Source organism: Streptomyces sp. Tu 2975, from assembly GCF_009832925.1.
Lineage (GTDB): Bacteria > Actinomycetota > Actinomycetes > Streptomycetales > Streptomycetaceae > Streptomyces.
Genome location: NZ_CP047140.1, coordinates 4342413 through 4360444, shown reverse-complemented (window position 1 = coordinate 4360444; position 18032 = coordinate 4342413). Strand labels below are relative to the sequence as shown.

The window sequence follows — 18032 nt, the reverse complement described above, 5'->3', positions numbered from 1 at the left end:
CCGCAGCGCCCGGCGGCAGGCTGGATTTCACGGAGGGTGATTTCACAGCGTGCCAGCGGGCACCGCGGCATTATTGTGCGTCAGGACGCGAGGACCTCGTCGAGCAGAGCCTCGGCCTTGTCCTCATTGGTGTTCTCCGCGAGGGCGAGCTCGCTCACCAGGATCTGGCGCGCCTTTGCGAGCATCCGCTTCTCACCTGCGGAAAGCCCACGCTCGCGCTCACGACGCCACAGGTCGCGCACTACCTCGGCGACCTTGATGACATCGCCGGAGGCGAGCTTCTCGAGATTTGCCTTGTAGCGACGGGACCAGTTCGTCGGCTCTTCGGCGTACGGTGCACGAAGCACCTCGAAGACCCGGTCGAGTCCGTCCTGGCCGACCACATCGCGAACGCCGACGAACTCCGCATTGTCCGCTGGCACGCGAACCGTCAGATCGCCCTGGGCGACCTTGAGCACCAAGTAGGTCTTGTCCACGCCTTTGATCTGGCGAGTTTCGATGGCCTCGATCAGCGCGGCCCCGTGATGGGGATAGACCACGGTGTCGCCAACCTTGAACGTCATGTGACAGGTACCCCTTCCGTGGCTATCCAGGGTAACACGGATACGGCTTCTTCTGAATGGCGTTTTCGCAGGTCAGGGCATATCTCGGGGCTTGACAACCGAGACAGGAACGTGCTGCGGACAGCTTCCGGACTGCGGTATTCGCAGGTCGGAGCCACTGCGCGGGCGGACAGAAACACGCGCGTCACAGAGCGCGTACCCCCCTCCGAAGAGGCTGAACGTCCCGATTTGCCGGATTCTAGACGGTGAACTTCCCGTACTCCGTTCGGCCGCCGGTCACCCGTACGGACCGACGCGCCGGAGAATCCGGAATTGATCACCGCGGCCATTCGCAAGGAATGTGCGACGCCCCAGGAAATTGATCACCACGGTTATGTGAACGGGCGGGTCGGCGGGTGATCGGAACACATGATCGGGATGCCGCATCCTGAGACATCGGCGGGTCACTCGGCGGCACCCGCCGACAAGCCGGCCGGACGTCCACCCGGACGGGTCCTTCTCGTCCGCCGCCCGCAAAGGGCGGGTCGGGTGCGGGACGTGATCGGCGGCTCGGTAACCTGAGCGCGAGTGACACGCCCTTGGCCGGTGACAGCCGCCACCACCCCGTCCGTACGTAGAAGGAGAAGCGCCGCCGTGAGCAGCAGCCTTCGACGCGGTGCCCTCGCCGGCGCTGCCATCGTCTTCTCGATCGCCTCGCTCTCCGCCTGCGGTGCGGGCAACGACGCGCAGACCCTCGGTGTCAGGCCGGACAACGCGGCCACCGCCGTCGACAACCTGAAGCTGCAGAACGTCAACGTCATCACGCAGCCGAAGCCGGACGTGAAGGGCCCCGCCGTGGTGGCCCTGACGATCTTCAACGACGGCGTGAAGCCGCAGACCCTCGAGTCGATCACGCTGCCGGGCTCCGACGCCAAGGTGAAGCTGACCCCCGCCAAGGGCTCCAAGGCCGTCACCGTCCCCGCGCAGGGCCGCCTCATCATCGGCGGCAAGGACAACGCGTCCGCCGTGATCGAGAACGGCAACCAGGAGATGAACGACGGCTCGAACCGAGAGGTCGTCTTCCGGTTCAGCGAGACGGGCGACATCACGCTGCGGGCCCTGGTCGTCCCGGCGACGAACTACTTCAAGGACTTCGGCCCGACCGAGGTACCGAAGCCGAAGCCGTCGCCCGCCGCCCCGACGACGTCCCCCTCGGGCAGCCCGTCCGGCGCCCCCACCGGCACCCCGGCCTCCCCCGAAGCGCCGGAGGGCGACACGGAGGCGGCCGGCAGCGAGCCCGAGCTGCCGACCGACTCGGCGTCCGCGTCGCACAGCGCGGGCCACTGACCCCCGCGCACGAACGCCGAAGGGGCGCCCGCCGGATTCCGGCGGGCGCCCCTTCGCTGTGGGTCCGGCGGACCGTCGCTCCGCCGGACTCCTACGGCTCGAACTTGTAGCCCAGGCCGCGGACCGTCACCAGATAGCGCGGCGCGCCCGGGTCCGGCTCGATCTTGGCGCGCAGCCGCTTCACATGGACGTCGAGGGTCTTGGTGTCACCCACGTAGTCAGCGCCCCACACCCGGTCGATCAGCTGCATACGGGTCAGCACGCGGCCCGCGTTGCGCAGCAGCATCTCGAGCAGGTCGAACTCCTTGAGCGGCAGGTCGACCTTGCCGCCGGAGACGGTCACGACGTGACGGTCCACGTCCATGCGCACCGGCCCCGCTTCCAGGGCGGCCGGCGTGACCTCCTCCGGCTCACCGCGGCGGCGGAGCACCGCGCGGATGCGGGCGACCAGTTCCCGGGAGGAGAAGGGCTTGGTGACGTAGTCGTCGGCTCCTATCTCCAGCCCGACGACCTTGTCGATCTCGCTGTCCTTGGCGGTCACCATGATCACGGGCACGTTCGAGCGGCCCCGCAGTTGGCGGCACACCTCGGTGCCGGGCAGTCCGGGCAGCATCAGGTCGAGGAGCACCAGGTCGGCTCCGTTGCGTTCGAACTCGTCGAGTCCGTCGGGGCCCGTGGTCGCCACAGCGACCTCGAAGCCCTCCTTGCGGAGCATGTAGGACAGGGCGTCGCTGAAGGATTCCTCATCCTCGACGACGAGCACTCGGGTCACGGAAGGACCTCCGGGGCAGGAATTTCGGTGTTCGGATCGGTGTCGTAAGGCCGGTCGTCGTCCTCTTCGACGCGATCCTGGCCGCTGGTTGCGCGTTCTTTCGCCGCGCCTGCCTCCGGCAGCCGCAGCGTGAAGGTGGAGCCCTGTCCCTCGGAGCTCCAGACCGTGACCTCCCCGCCGTGCGAGGCGGCCACGTGCTTGACGATGGCCAGCCCCAGGCCGGTGCCCCCGGTGGCGCGGGAACGGGCGGGGTCGACCCGGTAGAACCGCTCGAAGATCCGCTCGCGGTCCTTCTCAGAGATGCCGATGCCCTGGTCGGTCACGGCGATCTCGATCAGGTCCCCGCCCGGGGCCGAGACACGGCGGGCGGAGATGCCGACGCGGGTACGGGCCGGGGAGTAGTTGACGGCGTTCTCGACGAGGTTGCCGAGCGCGGCTGCGAGCTTGCCACGGTTCCCCCAGATCCGCAGGTCGGCGGCGGCTCCCGCGGCCATGGTGATCTGCTTGGCGGAGGCGGTCTGCCGGGAGCGGTCGATGGCCTCGGCGACCAGTTCCTCGACCCGTACGGGCTCGGAATCCTCCAGCGGGTCGTCGTTCTGCACCCGGGAGAGGTCGATCAGTTCCTGCACGAGATTGGTGAGCCGGGTCGCCTCGATCTGCATCCGCCCGGCGAAGCGGGTGACGGCCTCGGGGTCGTCGGAGGCGTCCATGACAGCCTCCGAGAGCAGGGAGAGCGCCCCGACGGGGGTCTTGAGCTCATGGCTGACGTTGGCGACGAAGTCGCGCCGTACGGCCTCTATGCGGCGGGCCTCCGTCAGGTCCTCGACCAGCAGCAGGACGAGTCGCGAGCCCAGCGGGGCGACGCGGGCGGAGACGGCCAGCGCCTCGCCGCGACCGGTGCCGCGGCGGGGCAGGTCCAGCTCGACCTGCCGTATCTCCCCGTCACGCCGGGTGTCACGGGCCATGTGCAGCATCGGTTCCACGGCGAGTTTGCCGCCGCGGACCAGGCCGAGGGCGTAGGCCGCGGAGCTGGCCTTGACGACGGAGTCGGACTCGTCGAGGACGACCGCGGAACTGCGGAGCACAGACAGGACGGTGTCGACGCCGGGCGGGAGCACGGCATCGGTGTGGAGCGACGTCCGGGTGGGCCGCTTCTGTTCGCGTTCGCTCCAGCGGAACGCCAGCACCGCGATGACACCGGTGCAGAGACCGGCGATCGCTGCTGCTGCGGCAACCGCCGCGTTCACGTCCATGCATTCAGGTTATGCGGGTCGCGGGGCACTCTCCCAGCCAAACGGGTGGCACCTCGAACAGTCGTCGCTCAGAGTTCACCAAGGGGATAGTGCTGGTTCATTTGGGAGGGAGCCGTCGGACTCCTCCCCGTCGGAACGTGGGAGCGTGGGGGTTCGAGCCCCACCCGGACCCCGGTCGTATCAAGAGAGGGACACCATGCGGGACGCGTACCACGAGGAACTGGACTCGATCGGCGAGGGCCTGGTCGAAATGGCCCGGCTGGTCGGGTCGGCGATCGGGCGCGCCACCACGGCCATGCTCGACGCCGATCTCAAGCTCGCAGAGAACGTGATTGCCGGCGACCAGAAGGTCGACGATCTGCAGCACGATCTGGAGGCACGGGCGATCGCCCTGCTGGCGCGGCAGCAGCCGGTCGCCACGGATCTGCGGATCGTGGTCACCTCGCTGCGGATGAGCGCCGACCTGGAGCGCTCCGGCGACCTGGCCCAGCACGTGGCCAAGCTGGCCCGGCTGCGCTTCCCGAACCGTGCCGTGCCGAACGACCTGCACGCCACAATCCTGCAGATGGGGCAGCTGGCCCAGCGCCTGATGGCGAAGGCGGCTGAGGTCATCATCACCAAGGACGTCGACCTGGCGCTCCAGCTGGAGCAGGACGACGACGAGATGGACCTGCTGCACCGCACGCTCTTCCAGCACCTGATGGACGACCGCTGGAAGCACGGCATCGAGACGGCGGTCGACGTGACGCTGCTCGGCCGCTACTACGAGCGGTTCGCGGATCACGCGGTGTCGGTGGCCAAGCGCGTGGTGTACCTGGTGACGGGTGAGCACGCGGACGAGATCCAGCAGCAGACGACGGTGGAGGGCGCGTAGCGGCGCCGAGGGGGCGCACGGGGGCGCTTGCGCGCATGCGCCGTTGATGCGCCCGGCCCGACGGGAATGCAATGGGCGTGGCGGCATTCCCGTACGCCCCTGAGGAGGGACCCATGGCCGAATCCCCCACCACCGACCCCCGGCAGGAAGACCCGCGCGAAGCGGTCCACCTGCCCGTCCTCGGCGCCTGCGGCTGTGGCTCCGGCTGCGGCTGCGGCTGCCAGTCCGGCGCCCCCTGCCAGTGCGGCGGCTGCTGCGGCTGACGCGCACTCGCACGACGAGGGCCCCGTCCGCGGCCGGACGGGGCCCTTGCTGTGCGGCGTCGTCGCCTCGCGGATCGCGCATGCCGCTCGACGGTCTCCTGCCGGTCCCGTCGGACGTCAGGCCGCGAGGGGGACCTGCTCGCCCTCCGCCGGGTTCCCGTAGTGGGTCCAGATCTGGTTCAGCTCGTGCTGGTAGTACAGCGCGTGCAGGCCGGCGACGATCATGAGGATCAACCCGATCCAGGGGTTGCAACTGGGCTGCATCCCGGCCGCCTTCTGCATGTCGGCGATGCGCTGCCCGGTGTTGTAGACCGACACGAAGGGCGGAACGATCACCAGCCAGCCGACGAGCACGGCCAGCACCGCGTACGCGGGGTTGACCTCGATGCGGCGATCGAAGTCACGGGCCTCGCGGTTGACCTTGTAGTACCAGACGAAGTGGTAGACACCCAGGGTGATCAGCGGCCAGATCAGCCACACGAGAAAGATGTTGCGGGGTTTGCCGACACGACCGGACACGACGCACCTCCTCTCACTCCAGTGCATCACGCCCACCGCGATCAGGCGCGCGGTGGGAGGGCTGAGCCTCCGGCATGGTTCGTCACCTGGGCTCCTGGTCGAAGGTGGGACCCAGTGAGCCCCGCATGGCAGCGCGAAGATGCCGCAAGGCGGTGTCGTACGGCATGTGGAGTGCCTGCCACTCGGCGGAGTCATCCCCTACCACGACGTCAGTCGTCGCGATGGCTACTCGCAACGCTCTCAGAAGTTCGTAGGCCTCCCGAGCGGCGTCGTACACGCCAGGTGGTGCCACCAGGAAGAGTTCGTACTTGGCTGCTATCACGCCGGTCGAGCGGAAGGCCTCCACCACCTCGGAGCCGACGCCCAGCACGCCGCCGCTCAAGGTACTGATCAGGGTCAACCAGCCCATAGCGCCGAGCTAAGAGACTGAGACGTCGCTCGATAGGGCGCGTACCCCGCAGGCTTCACTCCCTACTGCGACCCGGTCAAGCATGCGGGCGCGGAGACAACCCTGGGCAGCGACAAGCCCCCTGCCCGCGGGAATCCCGTGAGCAGGGGGCCTGATCGTGCAGTGGGCTACTTCTTCTTGCCCTGGTTCTTGACCGCCTCGATCGCCGCCGCCGCCGCGTCCGGGTCGAGGTACGTGCCGCCCGGGTTGACCGGGTTGAAGTCGGCGTCGAGCTCGTAGACGAGGGGGATGCCGGTGGGAATGTTCAGGCCGGCGATGTCCGCGTCGGAGATGCCGTCCAGGTGCTTGACCAGCGCGCGCAGGCTGTTGCCGTGGGCGGCGATCAGGACCGTGCGGCCGGCGAGCAAGTCGGGGACGATGCCGTCGTACCAGTACGGCAGCATGCGCTCGACGACGTCCTTGAGGCACTCGGTGCGGGGACGCAGCTCGCTCGGGATGGTCTGGTAGCGGGCGTCGTTCGCCTGCGAGAACTCGTTGTCGTCGGCGAGGACCGGCGGAGGCGTGTCGTACGAGCGGCGCCAGAGCATGAACTGCTCCTCGCCGAACTCGGCCAGCGTCTGGGCCTTGTCCTTGCCCTGAAGGGCGCCGTAGTGGCGCTCGTTCAGCCGCCAGGTCCGGTGGACCGGGATCCAGTGGCGGTCGGCGGACTCCAGGGCCAGCTGCGCCGTGCGGATGGCGCGCTTCTGGAGCGAGGTGTGGAGCACGTCGGGGAGCAGACCGGCGTCCTTGAGCAGCTCACCGCCGCGGACTGCCTCCTTCTCGCCCTTCTCCGTGAGGTTGACGTCCACCCAGCCGGTGAACAGGTTCTTCGCGTTCCATTCGCTCTCGCCGTGGCGGAGGAGGATCAGCTTGTACGGTGCGTCGGCCATGCGCACGAGCCTAATCGACGCGCCGCCGACGCCGCGCGGCTGCCCGAGGAGCGGACCGTTGACGATCGCCGTCAATTGAGTGGCGGTCGCCGCCTCCCACTAAGTAAGTTGCGGATGCTCAAGAAGACCATTACAGCCGTGGGGGGGCTCCCGTATGTCCATCGCTTCGCTCGGACGCGCAGCGCGCACGACCGTCTCGGGCCTGCCCCCCGGCTTCTGGTGGCTGTGGACCTCGACGCTGGTGAACCGGACCGGCGCGTTCGTGCTCACCTTCCTGTCGCTCTATCTCACGCAGGAACTGGGCTACTCGGCCTGGTACGCCGGTCTCGTCATCGCGCTGCACGGGCTCGGCGGCGTGGCCGGGTCGCCGCTCGGCGGGATGCTCACCGACCGGTGGGGCCGGCGTCCCACGATGATCTCGATGCACCTGGCGGGCGCGGCGTGCGCCGCCGCCCTCGCCGTGGTCAGCAGCGCCTGGGGCATCGCGGTCGTGGTGCTCCTCATGGGCGTGGCGATGCAGGCGGTGCGGCCGGCGATCAGCGCGATGATCGCGGACATGGTCCCGGAGTCCGAGCTGCGCCGGGCCTACGCGCTCAACTACTGGGCCCTCAACCTGGGCTTCGCCGTCGCCGCGCTCGGCGGCGGTGCCGCGATCTTCCTCGGCTACCGGACCCTGTTCGTGGCGGACGCCGTGGCGACGGCGCTGTGCGCCGTGATCGTCTTCATGCGGCTGGGCGAGACCCGCCCCGAGGCCCGGGTCGACAGTGCCGGCGTGAAGGTCGAGGAGCAACGGGTGACCGTCCTCGACGTGATGAAGGACGCCCCGTTCCGCACCCTGGTCCTGCTGAACCTGCTGGTCTGCCTGATCTTCACCGCCCCATGGGTGGGTCTGCCGCTGACCATGGCAGGTGAGGGGCTGTCGGCCGATTCGTACGGCATGGTCATCGCCGTCAACGGTGTGGTGATCGTCGCCCTGCAACTGCTCGTCAACAAGATCACGGACAAGCGCTCGCCGGCCGCGCTGCTCACCGTCTCCTCGCTGCTCTTCGCCGTCGGCACCGGGGCGACGGCCCTGGCCGGCACCCCGCTGGTGTTCGCAGCGACCGTGGTGGTGTGGACGCTCGGCGAGATGGTGCACGTCCCGACGAACGCCGCCGCCACCGCCCGGCTGGCCCCGAGCACGCCCGGGGCCGCTACCAGGGCGTGATGGGCATGTCCTGGGCCGTCGCCGGTTTCGTCGCCCCGATCCTGGCGGGCTGGGTCGTGGACGGCCCCGGGCCGGACGTCCTGTGGATGGGGTGCGCGGTGGTCGGCGCGGTGGCGGCGGTGGGTTACTCGCTGCTGCTGCGGAGGGCGCTGGCGGAGACGGGCGGTCCGGTGGAGCCTTCGGTGACCAAGGTCGTGGAGGTCGCGAAGGCGACGGACGTGACGGACATGACGGACATGACGGATGTCCACGACAAGGAGACCGAGCAGGGCGCGGCCCCGGTCGGGGGCTGACCGGGGCCGACCCGTGCGGACATGACCGCCGTTCAGCGGCCCAGTCGGCGCTGCGCCTCGTAGAGATTGGCGGGGTGGACCGCGCCGGGGGCTCCGTACGCCTCCAGGCGGGAGTTGAGCGCGCCGGTGAAGTCGGGCACGTCGGTCTGGTCGAACTCGCGGACCTCGCTGATGGCGACGGTGGCGCTGCACGGGGCGATGCCGTCGATCCGGACCAGGCCGGCGCGGCCGTTGGTGACCGTGACGTTCCAGTGGGTGAAGCGGGCCCCGTACAGCGGGCCGGCGCCGGCGTCGCCGCCGTGGCGGCCGTTGTTCTCGACCGTGATCTCGGTGCGGACGCATCCGAACGGCATGCCGCGGTGGGTGTCGAAGGTGCCCATCTCCATCACACCGCGCGACCAGACGTTGTAGCTGGACAGGCCCTCGACGTTGATGCCGTGGAGCTGGGTCCCGGCGGGTGCCGGGACGGTGCGGCGCACGACGGTGAAGTCCTCGACGAGGTTGTCGTGCGAGCCCTCGCGGCAGAAGTAGGGGTGGTGCGAGCCGCGACCCTCGACGCGGGTGCGCCGCAGGGTGCATGCCGAGGCGGCGACGAGGCCGAACCCGTTGTCGACATGGCGCACGGTGACGTCGTCGGCCCAGCAGTCGTACGCGCACTGGAAGGTGACGCCGTTGTAGCCCTTGTCGAGCAGGTGCGGGGACTGCGGTGTCTCGATCGCCGCGAGGGTCAGGCCCTCCACCCCGGAGCCGGTCAGCGGTGTGACGAGGGTGGTGAGGCGCGGGTCCCATTCGGGGCGTACGTCGAGGGGCAGCGGGCGCTCGAGGGTGACCCTGTCGCCTCGGACGGAGGTGATGCGCACGGGCCACTCGTAGGGGACGTAGGACGTCAACTTGGTCTTGTCGTCCCAGACATACGTCTTCGTTCCCTCACCGTCGCCGGCCATGTGACGGAGCAAGGTGTGGTCGGCGTCGTCGGCGAGGCGGAGCATGACGAGCCGGCCGCGGCGCAGCCGGGAGGCGTCGGAGACGGTGACGGACCGGTCGCCGCGTCCGGCGGGGGCGACGGTGGCGAGAGTGGTCCACTCGTCGCGCCGGTTGCCGGTCCAGCCCTCGAAAGGCCACGCCTTGGCCCTGATGGCGTCGGTGAGGGAGGCGTAACGCTCCTTCGGGCAGAGCCAGATGAGGCCGCCGGCCCAGGACCAGGAGGACTTGTCCCCGCCGTAGCGGGAGCCGTAGGGGCCGATGAGTTCGGTGAGGTTCCGGGTGGCGAGAAGGGTGGTGCGGCCGCTCCCGGCGCCGCGCAGGACGACGTCGCTGTGCCCGATGCGGATGACGTCGTCGATGCGATACGTGCCCGCCGGAACGAGGACCGTGCCGCCGCCGCGTTCGCCGACAGCGGCGACGGCACGGTTGATCGCGGGTGCGCAGTCGACGGAGCCGTCTCCCTCGGCCCCGTAGTCACGCACGTCGGCCCTGACCGGACGCCGCGGAAGGTGACGCGCCCCGGCGGCCCGGCCGGCACTGCCGATGTACGGGATCTGGGGGTGCGTGTAGGGCGCGCGGCGGAACTCCCGCCACAGTTCAGGGGTGGTGCGTGGCCGCGCAGCCGCGGGGGCCGTCGCGAGACCGCCGGTCGCGGCAGTCGCCACGACGGCCGTCGCGCTGCCGAGCAATGCGCGTCTGCTGATGGCTCGTTGATCGGACCCCATGACGCCACCTTCCATGGATGTGAACGACGTTCATATTTACGTCGGCGGCGAGCATGCCACGGCGACCCGGCGCACCGAAAGGGTCGTGCACCGGGCAGCAGAGGAGTCAGGACGTCAGTCGGCGGGCCGCTGGGTCAGGTTCGTGAACGCGTCGAGGTTGCGCGTCGATTCACCACGCGACACGCGCCACTCGTACTCGCGGCGGATGGCGCTCGCGAAACCCAGCTCCAGCAGCGTGTTGAACGAGCCGTCCGCCGCCTCCAGGATCGAGCCGAGCAGCCGGTCGATCTCCTCGGGCGTGACCACGGACAGCGGGAGTCTGCCCACGAGGTAGATGTCGCCGAGCCGGTCGATCGCGTAACTCACCCCGTACAGCTTGAGGTTGCGCTCCAGCAGCCAGCGGTGGACGGCGGCGTCGTTCTCGTCGGGATGGCGGATGACGAAGGCGTTGACCGAGAGCGAGTGCTTGCCGACGAGGAACGAACACGTCGTGGAAAGCTTGCGCGTGCCCGGGAGTTTGACGACGTAGGAGCCCGTGTCGGGACTCTCCCATTCGAGGTCGGCGTCCTTGAAAGCCTGCTCGATGACCCGCGTCGCCTGCTGTACGTCAGCCATGGGGCGAGCGTACGTCAGTGGTACACGGCCCGCGTGCGACGGCCGTCACAGCCGCACGGCCCGCGCCGCGGCCGGCCGGCGGGGGCTCGGCCTGTCAGTGGTGCGCGGCGCGCGTACGGCGGCGGTGTTCGTACATGGCCGCCTGGTAGACGTCCGCGGTCGCCGACGCCGACGCGTCCCAGCCGAACGACTGCGCGTGCCGGGCAGCCGCCGCACCCATCCGCTCGACCCGGGAAGGGTCGCGTACGAAGCCCGCCAGGACGTCCGCGTAGTGCGCGGGATCGTGCCCCGGCACCAGGAAGCCGGTGTGCTCGTCGCGGACGGCGACCGGGAGGCCGCCGACCGAGGCGGCGACCACCGGTGTGCCGGCGGCCTGAGCCTCTATGGCGACGAGCCCGAAGGATTCGCTGTAGGAGGGCATGACCAGTACGGAGGCGGCGCGGAACCAGTCCGCGAGCTGCTCCTGGCCGACGGGCGGCCGGAAGTGGACGACGTCCGCGATGCCCAGCCTGGCCGCCAGCTTCTGGAGCCCCTCCGGCTTGGCGAGTCCGCTGCCGCTGGGGCCCCCGACGACGGGGACGTGGATACGGCGCCGCAGGGACGGCTCGCGGGCCAACAGGGTCGCGACGGCGCGCAGCAGGATGTCGGGGGCCTTGAGGGGCTGTATCCGGCCCGCGAACAGCGGGATGAACGCCTCCTGAGGCAGCCCGAGGCGTGCCCGGGCGGCGGCCCGCCCGTCCGCGGGCGGAAGAGGTCCAGGTTCACGCCCGGGTGGACGACGGCGACCTTCGCGGGGTCGGCGTCGTAGAAACGGGCGAGCTCGTCGGCCTCCCCCGCGGTGTTGGCGATCAGCCGGTCGGCGGCGTTCACGATCTGCGTCTCGCCGATCACGCGGGTGGCCGGCTCCGGGGAGTCGCCCTCGGCCAGGGCGGCGTTCTTCACCTTGGCCATGGTGTGCATGGCGTGCACGAGCGGGACGCCCCACCGTTCCGCCGCCAGCCAGCCGACGTGGCCGGAGAGCCAGTAGTGCGAGTGGACCAGGTCGTAGTGGCCGGGCCGGCGGGCCGCCCACGCCTGCATCACGCCGTGGGTGAAGGCGCACAGCTGAGGGGGCAGGTCCTCCTTGGCCAGGCCCTCGTACGGGCCGGCGTCGACGTGCCGCACGAGGACCCCGGGGGCCAGCTCCACGGCCGGCGGCAGGCCGCCCGAGGAGGCCCGGGTGAATATCTCGACCTCGACGTTGATGGCGGCGAGGCGTTTGGCCAGCTCGACGATGTAGACGTTCATGCCGCCCGCGTCGCCCGTCCCCGGCTGGTGCAGCGGGGAGGTGTGGACGCTGAGCATGGCGACCCGGCGGGGCTTGCGGTTGCCGCCGGGGAACCGGATACGCGGTGCCATCCGGCTGCTGCCGAGGCGGGACACGTACTGGCTCACGTCGGCGGTCCTCTCGCTGCGGGCACGACGATGCGCGGGGCAAGCGGGTCCCGCACACGCTGACAACAGCGGAGCGGTCCCTTCCATTTCCACCGGGGACCACTTTGCCGAATCATTACCGTCCACGGCCGCCGCGCCCCTTGCGCCCGCGGCCGCGGACCACGTCCGTTGTGCGCCGGTCCGACCGCATACCCTCTTCTGCATGAACCGCCCCGTCGGCACCGCGACCCGCGGGACGACCAACCCCAACCGGCTGCGCCGCATGGACCGCTGGATCGCGCATGCGCACGGCCCCGCCCTGCGCCGCGCCGACGCGGCCCCCGTGGCCGTCGACCTCGGGTACGGGGCGGCCCCGTGGACCGCGGTGGAGCTGCTCGCGCGGCTGCGCACCGCCGATCCGCGGTGCGCGGTCGTCGGCGTCGAGATCGATCCGGCGCGGGTCAGTGCCGCGAAGCCGTACGAACGGGCAGGGCTCGCCTTCCGCCACGGCGGCTTCGAGGTCCCGACGCCGGACCGGCCCGCCCTCATCAGGGCCGCCAATGTGCTGCGCCAGTACGACGAGTCGGAGGTGGCCGCCGTGTGGGCGCGGCTGTGCGGCCGACTGGCCCCCGGCGGCCTGCTGGTGGAGGGCACCTGCGACGAGATCGGGCGGCGGCACGTATGGGTGGCGCTCGGCCCGGAAGGGCCGCGGACGGTCACGTTCGCGACCCGGCTCGGCTCGCTCGAACGCCCCTCCGACCTCGCGGAGCGGCTGCCCAAGGCACTCATCCACCGCAACGTGCCGGGCGAGCCGGTGCACGCCTTCCTCCGGGACTTCGACCGGGCCTGGGCGGCGGCGGCGCCGTACGCGTCCCTTGGCGCCCGGCAGCGCTGGATCAAGGCCGTGACGGACCTTGCGGACACCTGGCCGCTGACGGACGACCGGAGACGGTGGCGGCAAGGAGAGGTGACCGTGAAGTGGGCGGCACTCGCACCCGATTCGGGATGAACGGCACCACGATCGAGTGAACGGCCCGAACACGGGAACGTAGCCGGGGCCTTGCTCGTCAGTGGAGAGGGAAGACCGGCGGGCGCGGCCAGGGGTGGGTGATCTGCGGGGGTGATCTGCGCGCCGAACTGCCGGTCGACCCTGTCACTTTCGCGTGCGCCATGACACCATCACGACGTCACGCCCAAGTTACTGACGGTTAATCATATTCGGTTGCCCCGCAGGCAGCCGGATCCCAGGCGTTCGTCCGGAGGGGGAGTCGTGAACCGACGCCACTGTGCCACTGCCGCGATCACACTGGTCTGCGCTCTGACGCTGCTGACGTCCCCCGGCACGGCCTTCGCGGCCCCCGAGCCGGCCCCGACGACACCGGCGTCCGTCACCCGGCCCGGCGCGCTCCCGCCGCCCCCGCCGGCCGCGCCGAACCGGTCGCTCGAGGAAGTCCGCCTGGAGATAGACGCCCTCTACCGCAAGGCCGCGTCCGCGACGGACGCGTACAACCTCGCGGAGGAGCAGACCCAGAAGCAGTCGGCCGAGATCGTGAAGCTCGCGCAGGAGATGGTCAAGGGCCAGGCCAGGATCGAAGAGCTGAAGAACCGCGCGGGCGCGGCCGCCCGCGCCCAGTACCGCGCGGGCGGGCTGCCCCCGGAGGCGCAACTGGCGCTCGTCGACGACCCTCAGCTCTTCCTCGACGGCGTCGGCCGTATCCAGCAGGGCCAGAAGGCCACCAAGGACCTCATCACCGAACTCACCCGCACCCAGGCGGACCTGGCCACCTACACCAAGGACGCCAGCGCACAGTGGGAGAGGCTCGAGGCCAACCGGGCCAAGAAGGAGAAGGCGCAGAAGGAGATCAAGGAGCGGATCGCCGCCGCCAAGAAGCTCGAGGACCAGCTCGAGAAGGAGGAGCTGGCGACGCTCCTGCAGCTTGAGCAGCGGGCACAGTACGACGCCCAGGCCGCCTGGCTGGACTCCGGCGCGCTGAAGGGCGTGGGCGGCGCAGCGAGCGAACAGGGCCGCGAGGCACTCCGGTTCGCGACGAAGCAGCTCGGCAAGCCGTACGTGTGGGGCGCCGAGGGGCCGGACTCCTACGACTGCTCGGGGCTCACCTCACAGGCCTGGGCCGCCGCCGGCCGGACCATCCCCCGCACCTCGCAGGAGCAATGGCGGCTGCTTCCCCGGATCCGCATCCAGGACATGCGCCCCGGCGACCTGATCATCTACCACTCGGACGCCAGCCACGTCGGGATGTACATCGGCGACGGCGCCATCATCCACGCGCCGCGGCCCGGCAGGAACGTGACCGTGGCCGGAGCCGGCTCGATGTCCATCCTCGGTGTCGTCCGCCCCGACAAGTGACGCCGCCCCGCCGGGAGCACGGCGACGGGACACGGACACCACTTCGCACGTGACGCACGCCACGTGGAGGAAGGGGTGAAACGGGCGCCCGGGGTGATGTTCGTCATGGGCCGCCCGGCAACTACGCCCCTGAGCGCGGCATATGCCATCGGCTCTTCGCTGATCGCCATTCCGTTCGGCCACCGCCTACCGCTATGGTCCCCGTCTGGCGGGTCGTCGATCGTCGTCCTGCCGCGCCCTCGGGGGGAGGGAAGGAACAACACCGATGCCCGTACCCGTACCGCGACAGAGGAACGTCCCCGTCGCGGAGACCGCCCCCGGCGGAGCCGGCGGCGACCTGATACTCCTCGTCATCGAGGACGACCCTGCGGGCACCTTCAGCGTTCCCGGTCTGCTGGACGCCGCAGGTGCGCGCGTCCGCATCCGCACCGCCCGGAACCTCACCGAGGCCGAGCGGCTGCTCACGGACGACGTCCACTGCGTCCTCGTCGACCTCGCGCTCGCCGGACGCCCGCAGGACGACGCCCTCGGCGCGCTCAAGCACGTTCTGCGCCTCGCGCCCCGGCACGCCGTGTTGGCGCTGACCGCGTCCGGCGACACCGAGCTGGCCGCGGAGGCGGTACGGCTGGGCGCTCAGGACCACCTCGTCCGCGAGGAGCTCGACGGACGCCTGCTGACCCGCGCCGTGCGGTACGCGGTGGAGCGCAAGCGCGCCGACACCGCCCAGGTGAAGCTCGCCGAGTCCAGGCTCCGTGCCCAGGAGAACGCCCGCCTCGAGCGCGGTCTGCTGCCAACTCCCCTGCTGGAGGGCTCGGACCTGCGCTTCGCGGCGCGCTACCGCCCGGGGCGCTCCCGCGCCCTGCTCGGCGGCGACTTCTACGACACCGTCCGCACCCCGGACGGCACGGTCCACGCGATGATCGGCGACGTCTGCGGCCACGGCCCGGACGAGGCGGCCCTCGGCGTGGAACTGCGCATCGCGTGGCGGGCCCTCACGTTCGCCGGACTGTGCGGCGACGACCTGCTGTCCACGCTCCAGCAGGTGCTGGAGCACGAGCGGGAGAGCGACGAGATCTTCGCGACGCTCTGCACGGTGGACATCTCCGCCGACGGGCGGCGGGCCGGGCTCTGCCTGGCGGGCCACCCCTCCCCGCTGATCGCCCGGCACGGCCGGGCGGCGCAGCTGCTCCCCTACGACGACGGGGGCCCGGCGCTCGGCCTGCTGCCGCGTGCCCGCTGGCCGCGCCGCCAGGTGGAGCTGGGCGGCTCCTGGAGCCTGATGATGTACACGGACGGGCTGATAGAGGGCCGCAAGGGCCCGGACACCAAGCAGCGGCTGGGCCAGGACGGCATGCTCGCGATGATCAACCGCCAGCTGTCGGCCGGTCTGGACGGCGAGGCACTCCTCGAGGCCGCCGTCGGCGAGGTGCGCGAGCTGAACGGCGGTGACCTCACCGACGACGTGGCGGTGCTGCTGCTGAGCCGCGACGGGACCCGCCGCTGAGCGACGGTCGTCCGTCGCGGCCACCCGGAGTCCCTCGCAGCACCGCCCGGACAGCGCGTCACCGGCCGGGCATCGCGGTCAGCTGTCGGGGCTCGCGTTCACGCGCCGGGCATCGCGGCACCGTTCGCGTATAGCGGTCTGGTGTCGGGCATCGCGTCACCGTACGCATCGCGGCCACGCGTCGGGCATCGCGATCATGTGCGGCGATCGTCGGCGGAGCGCCGCGGGCACCGGTCAGGGCCTACGCCCCGCGACGAACGCCGGAAGTGGAGAACAGGCACACCGACGAGTCCGCGAGCGCGGGCGTCGGGTCCTGCGGCGGTCACCGGCCGCCGTTGTAGGGGCCGTACGGACCGTCGCTGCTGGAGCCGCCACGCCGCTTGCCGCCTCCTCCGGACACCTGATGGAGGGCGGGGCGTACGTCGACGAAGAAGACGATCGAGGCGATCAGTCCGGCGATCTGCAGGAACAGCATCGAGATGAACGGAATCAGGTTCACGGCGACCGCGACACCGAGGATGATCAGCCAGAACGGCTTGGTCTTCTTGTCGGCGGCCCGGTAGGCGTCCTCACGGGCCATGGCGGCCATGACGAAAGCGACCACGGACGTCACCAGGAAGACCAGGTTGACGATCATCCCGAGCCCGAAGTCGAAACGTTCAGCCAGCATCCTCAGCACCGCCTACTCAGTGGTTGGTGTCGCCTGCCTCGCCGCCAAGGTACCTCCGAGGACGCCCGAGGCGCGATGACCGTGCCGGGCGCCGCTTCCAGCGGCGCCCGCGCATCGCTCACTTCGCGGCCGGCGGCGTGCTGTTCTTGGCGGCCGGCTTGCGCACGGCGGTCTTGCGCGCGGCCGGCTTCTTGGCCTCGGCGCTCTTCGGCTCCGCGGCGGCGGCCACGGAATTGGGCTCGGCGTCGCTCTGCTTGCTCTTCGCCGGCTCGGGCTCCACGGCGACGGCGATCTCGGTGATCTCCTCCGCCGCCTCGCCACGCCACGTCCGCACGGTCTGCTCGCCGTGTTCGGCGACCTTCTCGTACGTCTCACGGGCCTTGACCGCGTACTCGGCGGCGACGCCGACGCTGCGCAGCGCGAGGTCCTGGGCGCTCTCGCCCAGCTTCTTCAGGTCGGTGTCGAAGTTCCCGATCACCTCGGCGACCTTCGCCTGCACGGTGGCCTGCGCCTCCTTGGCCTGCGCGGTCACCTTCTCCTGCACGGCCTTGGGGTCGGTGTTGCGCACGGCGTCGATACGGCCCGGCGCCTCGGCGGCCAGCTGCTCGATCAGCCCGGGCACCTTCCTGGCCTGCTGGACTGCGAGGTCGGCGGTGCCGGCGGCGAAGTAGAGGGGAGTCGGGTCGGTGAGGGTCTTACGCAGGTCATCGGTGATGGCCATGACTGTGGTCCTCCCGGAACGCAGATCAGTTCGTCTTCGGTTCGGCATCGCCCGTACCGGCCGTGCGGGGGCCGTCAGCGGCGGTGTCCTCGTGGGCTTCCGTGGCAGCGGCGGTCTCGAGCCCGTTCTCCTTGCGGAAGGACTCGTAGATCTGGAGAAGCACCTGCTTCTGCCGCTCGTTGATGGAAGGGTCGGCCAGGATGACGGCACGCGTCTCCAGCTCGTCCCGCTCCTGCTCGTCCAGAATCCCGGCCCGCACGTACAGCGTCTCCGCCGAGATCCGCAAGGCCTTGGCGACCTGCTGAAGGACCTCGGCGCTCGGCTTGCGCAGCCCGCGCTCGATCTGGCTCAGATACGGATTGGACACCCCGGCGGCGTCGGCGAGCTGCCGCAGGGACAGCTGCGCGTTGCGCCGCTGTTCGCGGAGGTACTCACCGAGATTGCCGACGTTGAGCGATGCCATGTACCGATGGTGCCGTACCGGCGCTAACTATTGCAAGCAACTGCTTGCAATAGTGTCGCAAGCAACACCCGGACGGCCCAAGCGCCGGCTTCGCCGGGGCTCTTCTCCGGCGCGGCACCGCGGCTGACGGAAAGTCACTGGCTCAGCGCTCCGTCCGCGGC

19 protein-coding genes and 1 pseudogene are annotated in these 18032 nt (G+C 70.5%); 8 read left to right on the top strand and 12 right to left on the bottom strand.

Annotated elements, in window-relative coordinates; translation table 11 throughout:
• Window positions 1-80 precede the first annotated feature (80 nt).
• Complete coding sequence (locus GLX30_RS19325) at window positions 81-563, bottom strand: CarD family transcriptional regulator (RefSeq protein ID WP_003953493.1); 483 nt, start codon at window positions 561-563, stop codon at window positions 81-83.
• A 633-nt stretch (window positions 564-1196) separates the two neighbouring features.
• Between GLX30_RS19325 and GLX30_RS19315 the strand changes: the two genes are divergently transcribed.
• Window positions 1197-1889 carry a DUF461 domain-containing protein gene (locus GLX30_RS19315; RefSeq protein ID WP_159690446.1) on the top strand — a complete coding sequence of 231 codons (693 nt, stop codon included), beginning with the start codon at window positions 1197-1199 and terminating at the stop codon, window positions 1887-1889.
• Window positions 1890-1980: 91 nt separating this feature from the next.
• On the opposite strand, the gene GLX30_RS19310 is transcribed toward GLX30_RS19315, so the two are convergent.
• Both GLX30_RS19310 and GLX30_RS19305 read right to left on the bottom strand, forming a co-directional pair.
• A complete protein-coding gene (locus GLX30_RS19310; protein WP_053557145.1) occupies window positions 1981-2661 on the bottom strand; it encodes a response regulator transcription factor in 681 nt (226 codons plus the stop codon).
• A complete protein-coding gene (locus tag GLX30_RS19305) occupies window positions 2658-3914 on the bottom strand; it encodes an ATP-binding protein (protein ID WP_159690443.1) in 1257 nt (418 codons plus the stop codon). The genes GLX30_RS19310 and GLX30_RS19305 overlap by 4 nt, the downstream gene beginning before the upstream one ends.
• A gap of 196 nt (window positions 3915-4110) precedes the next feature.
• Between GLX30_RS19305 and phoU the strand changes: the two genes are divergently transcribed.
• Both phoU and GLX30_RS34405 read left to right on the top strand, forming a co-directional pair.
• Complete coding sequence (gene phoU, locus GLX30_RS19300; RefSeq protein ID WP_159690440.1) at window positions 4111-4788, top strand: phosphate signaling complex protein PhoU; 678 nt, start codon at window positions 4111-4113, stop codon at window positions 4786-4788.
• Between the two features lie 113 nt (window positions 4789-4901).
• Window positions 4902-5051, top strand: coding sequence for a hypothetical protein (locus tag GLX30_RS34405; RefSeq protein ID WP_167306844.1), 150 nt, complete (start codon window positions 4902-4904; stop codon window positions 5049-5051).
• A gap of 117 nt (window positions 5052-5168) precedes the next feature.
• Here the strand turns inward: GLX30_RS34405 and GLX30_RS19295 are convergent, their stop codons facing one another.
• The 3 genes from GLX30_RS19295 to GLX30_RS19285 form a co-directional block, all read right to left on the bottom strand.
• Complete coding sequence (locus GLX30_RS19295) at window positions 5169-5570, bottom strand: DUF4234 domain-containing protein (RefSeq protein WP_208545444.1); 402 nt, start codon at window positions 5568-5570, stop codon at window positions 5169-5171.
• Between the two features lie 82 nt (window positions 5571-5652).
• Window positions 5653-5979 carry a hypothetical protein gene (locus GLX30_RS19290; protein ID WP_159690434.1) on the bottom strand — a complete coding sequence of 109 codons (327 nt, stop codon included), beginning with the start codon at window positions 5977-5979 and terminating at the stop codon, window positions 5653-5655.
• A gap of 167 nt (window positions 5980-6146) precedes the next feature.
• Window positions 6147-6908: a phosphoglyceromutase gene (locus tag GLX30_RS19285; RefSeq protein ID WP_005315620.1), complete on the bottom strand. Its 762-nt coding sequence runs from the start codon at window positions 6906-6908 to the stop codon at window positions 6147-6149.
• Window positions 6909-7062: 154 nt separating this feature from the next.
• Here GLX30_RS19285 and GLX30_RS19280 point away from each other — a divergent pair, with 154 nt between their 5' ends.
• Window positions 7063-8115: an MFS transporter gene (locus tag GLX30_RS19280; RefSeq protein ID WP_244258220.1), complete on the top strand. Its 1053-nt coding sequence runs from the start codon at window positions 7063-7065 to the stop codon at window positions 8113-8115.
• Window positions 8115-8408 carry a hypothetical protein gene (locus GLX30_RS35350; RefSeq protein WP_244258219.1) on the top strand — a complete coding sequence of 98 codons (294 nt, stop codon included), beginning with the start codon at window positions 8115-8117 and terminating at the stop codon, window positions 8406-8408. The genes GLX30_RS19280 and GLX30_RS35350 overlap by 1 nt, the downstream gene beginning before the upstream one ends.
• Before the next feature lie 32 nt (window positions 8409-8440).
• Here the strand turns inward: GLX30_RS35350 and GLX30_RS19275 are convergent, their stop codons facing one another.
• The 3 genes and pseudogenes from GLX30_RS19275 to mshA form a co-directional block, all read right to left on the bottom strand.
• A complete protein-coding gene (locus GLX30_RS19275) occupies window positions 8441-10117 on the bottom strand; it encodes a glycoside hydrolase family 55 protein (protein ID WP_244258218.1) in 1677 nt (558 codons plus the stop codon).
• A 114-nt stretch (window positions 10118-10231) separates the two neighbouring features.
• Window positions 10232-10732, bottom strand: a complete 501-nt coding sequence (locus tag GLX30_RS19270) for a YbjN domain-containing protein (RefSeq protein WP_159690429.1) — start codon at window positions 10730-10732, stop codon at window positions 10232-10234.
• A 94-nt stretch (window positions 10733-10826) separates the two neighbouring features.
• A pseudogene (mshA, locus tag GLX30_RS19265) lies at window positions 10827-12166 on the bottom strand (D-inositol-3-phosphate glycosyltransferase).
• A 202-nt stretch (window positions 12167-12368) separates the two neighbouring features.
• Between mshA and GLX30_RS19260 the strand changes: the two are divergent.
• The 3 genes from GLX30_RS19260 (at window position 12369) to GLX30_RS19250 (ending at window position 16017) form a co-directional block, all read left to right on the top strand.
• On the top strand, window positions 12369-13154 hold the full coding sequence (locus tag GLX30_RS19260) for a class I SAM-dependent methyltransferase (RefSeq protein ID WP_159690427.1): 786 nt from the start codon (window positions 12369-12371) through the stop codon (window positions 13152-13154).
• 261 nt (window positions 13155-13415) lie between these two features.
• Entirely contained in the window at window positions 13416-14513 is a 1098-nt protein-coding gene (locus GLX30_RS19255; RefSeq protein WP_159690425.1) for a C40 family peptidase, read from the top strand.
• A gap of 265 nt (window positions 14514-14778) precedes the next feature.
• Window positions 14779-16017, top strand: coding sequence for a response regulator (locus GLX30_RS19250; RefSeq protein ID WP_159690423.1), 1239 nt, complete (start codon window positions 14779-14781; stop codon window positions 16015-16017).
• A 322-nt stretch (window positions 16018-16339) separates the two neighbouring features.
• On the opposite strand, the gene GLX30_RS19245 is transcribed toward GLX30_RS19250, so the two are convergent.
• From GLX30_RS19245 to GLX30_RS19235, 3 genes are all read right to left on the bottom strand, one after another.
• Complete coding sequence (locus GLX30_RS19245; RefSeq protein ID WP_159690420.1) at window positions 16340-16687, bottom strand: DUF2516 family protein; 348 nt, start codon at window positions 16685-16687, stop codon at window positions 16340-16342.
• A 118-nt stretch (window positions 16688-16805) separates the two neighbouring features.
• Window positions 16806-17408, bottom strand: a complete 603-nt coding sequence (locus GLX30_RS19240) for a hypothetical protein (RefSeq protein ID WP_159690417.1) — start codon at window positions 17406-17408, stop codon at window positions 16806-16808.
• Between the two features lie 25 nt (window positions 17409-17433).
• Window positions 17434-17871 (bottom strand): helix-turn-helix transcriptional regulator, encoded by a 438-nt coding sequence (locus tag GLX30_RS19235; protein ID WP_159690415.1) that lies wholly within the window; start codon window positions 17869-17871, stop codon window positions 17434-17436.
• Window positions 17872-18032 lie beyond the last annotated feature (161 nt).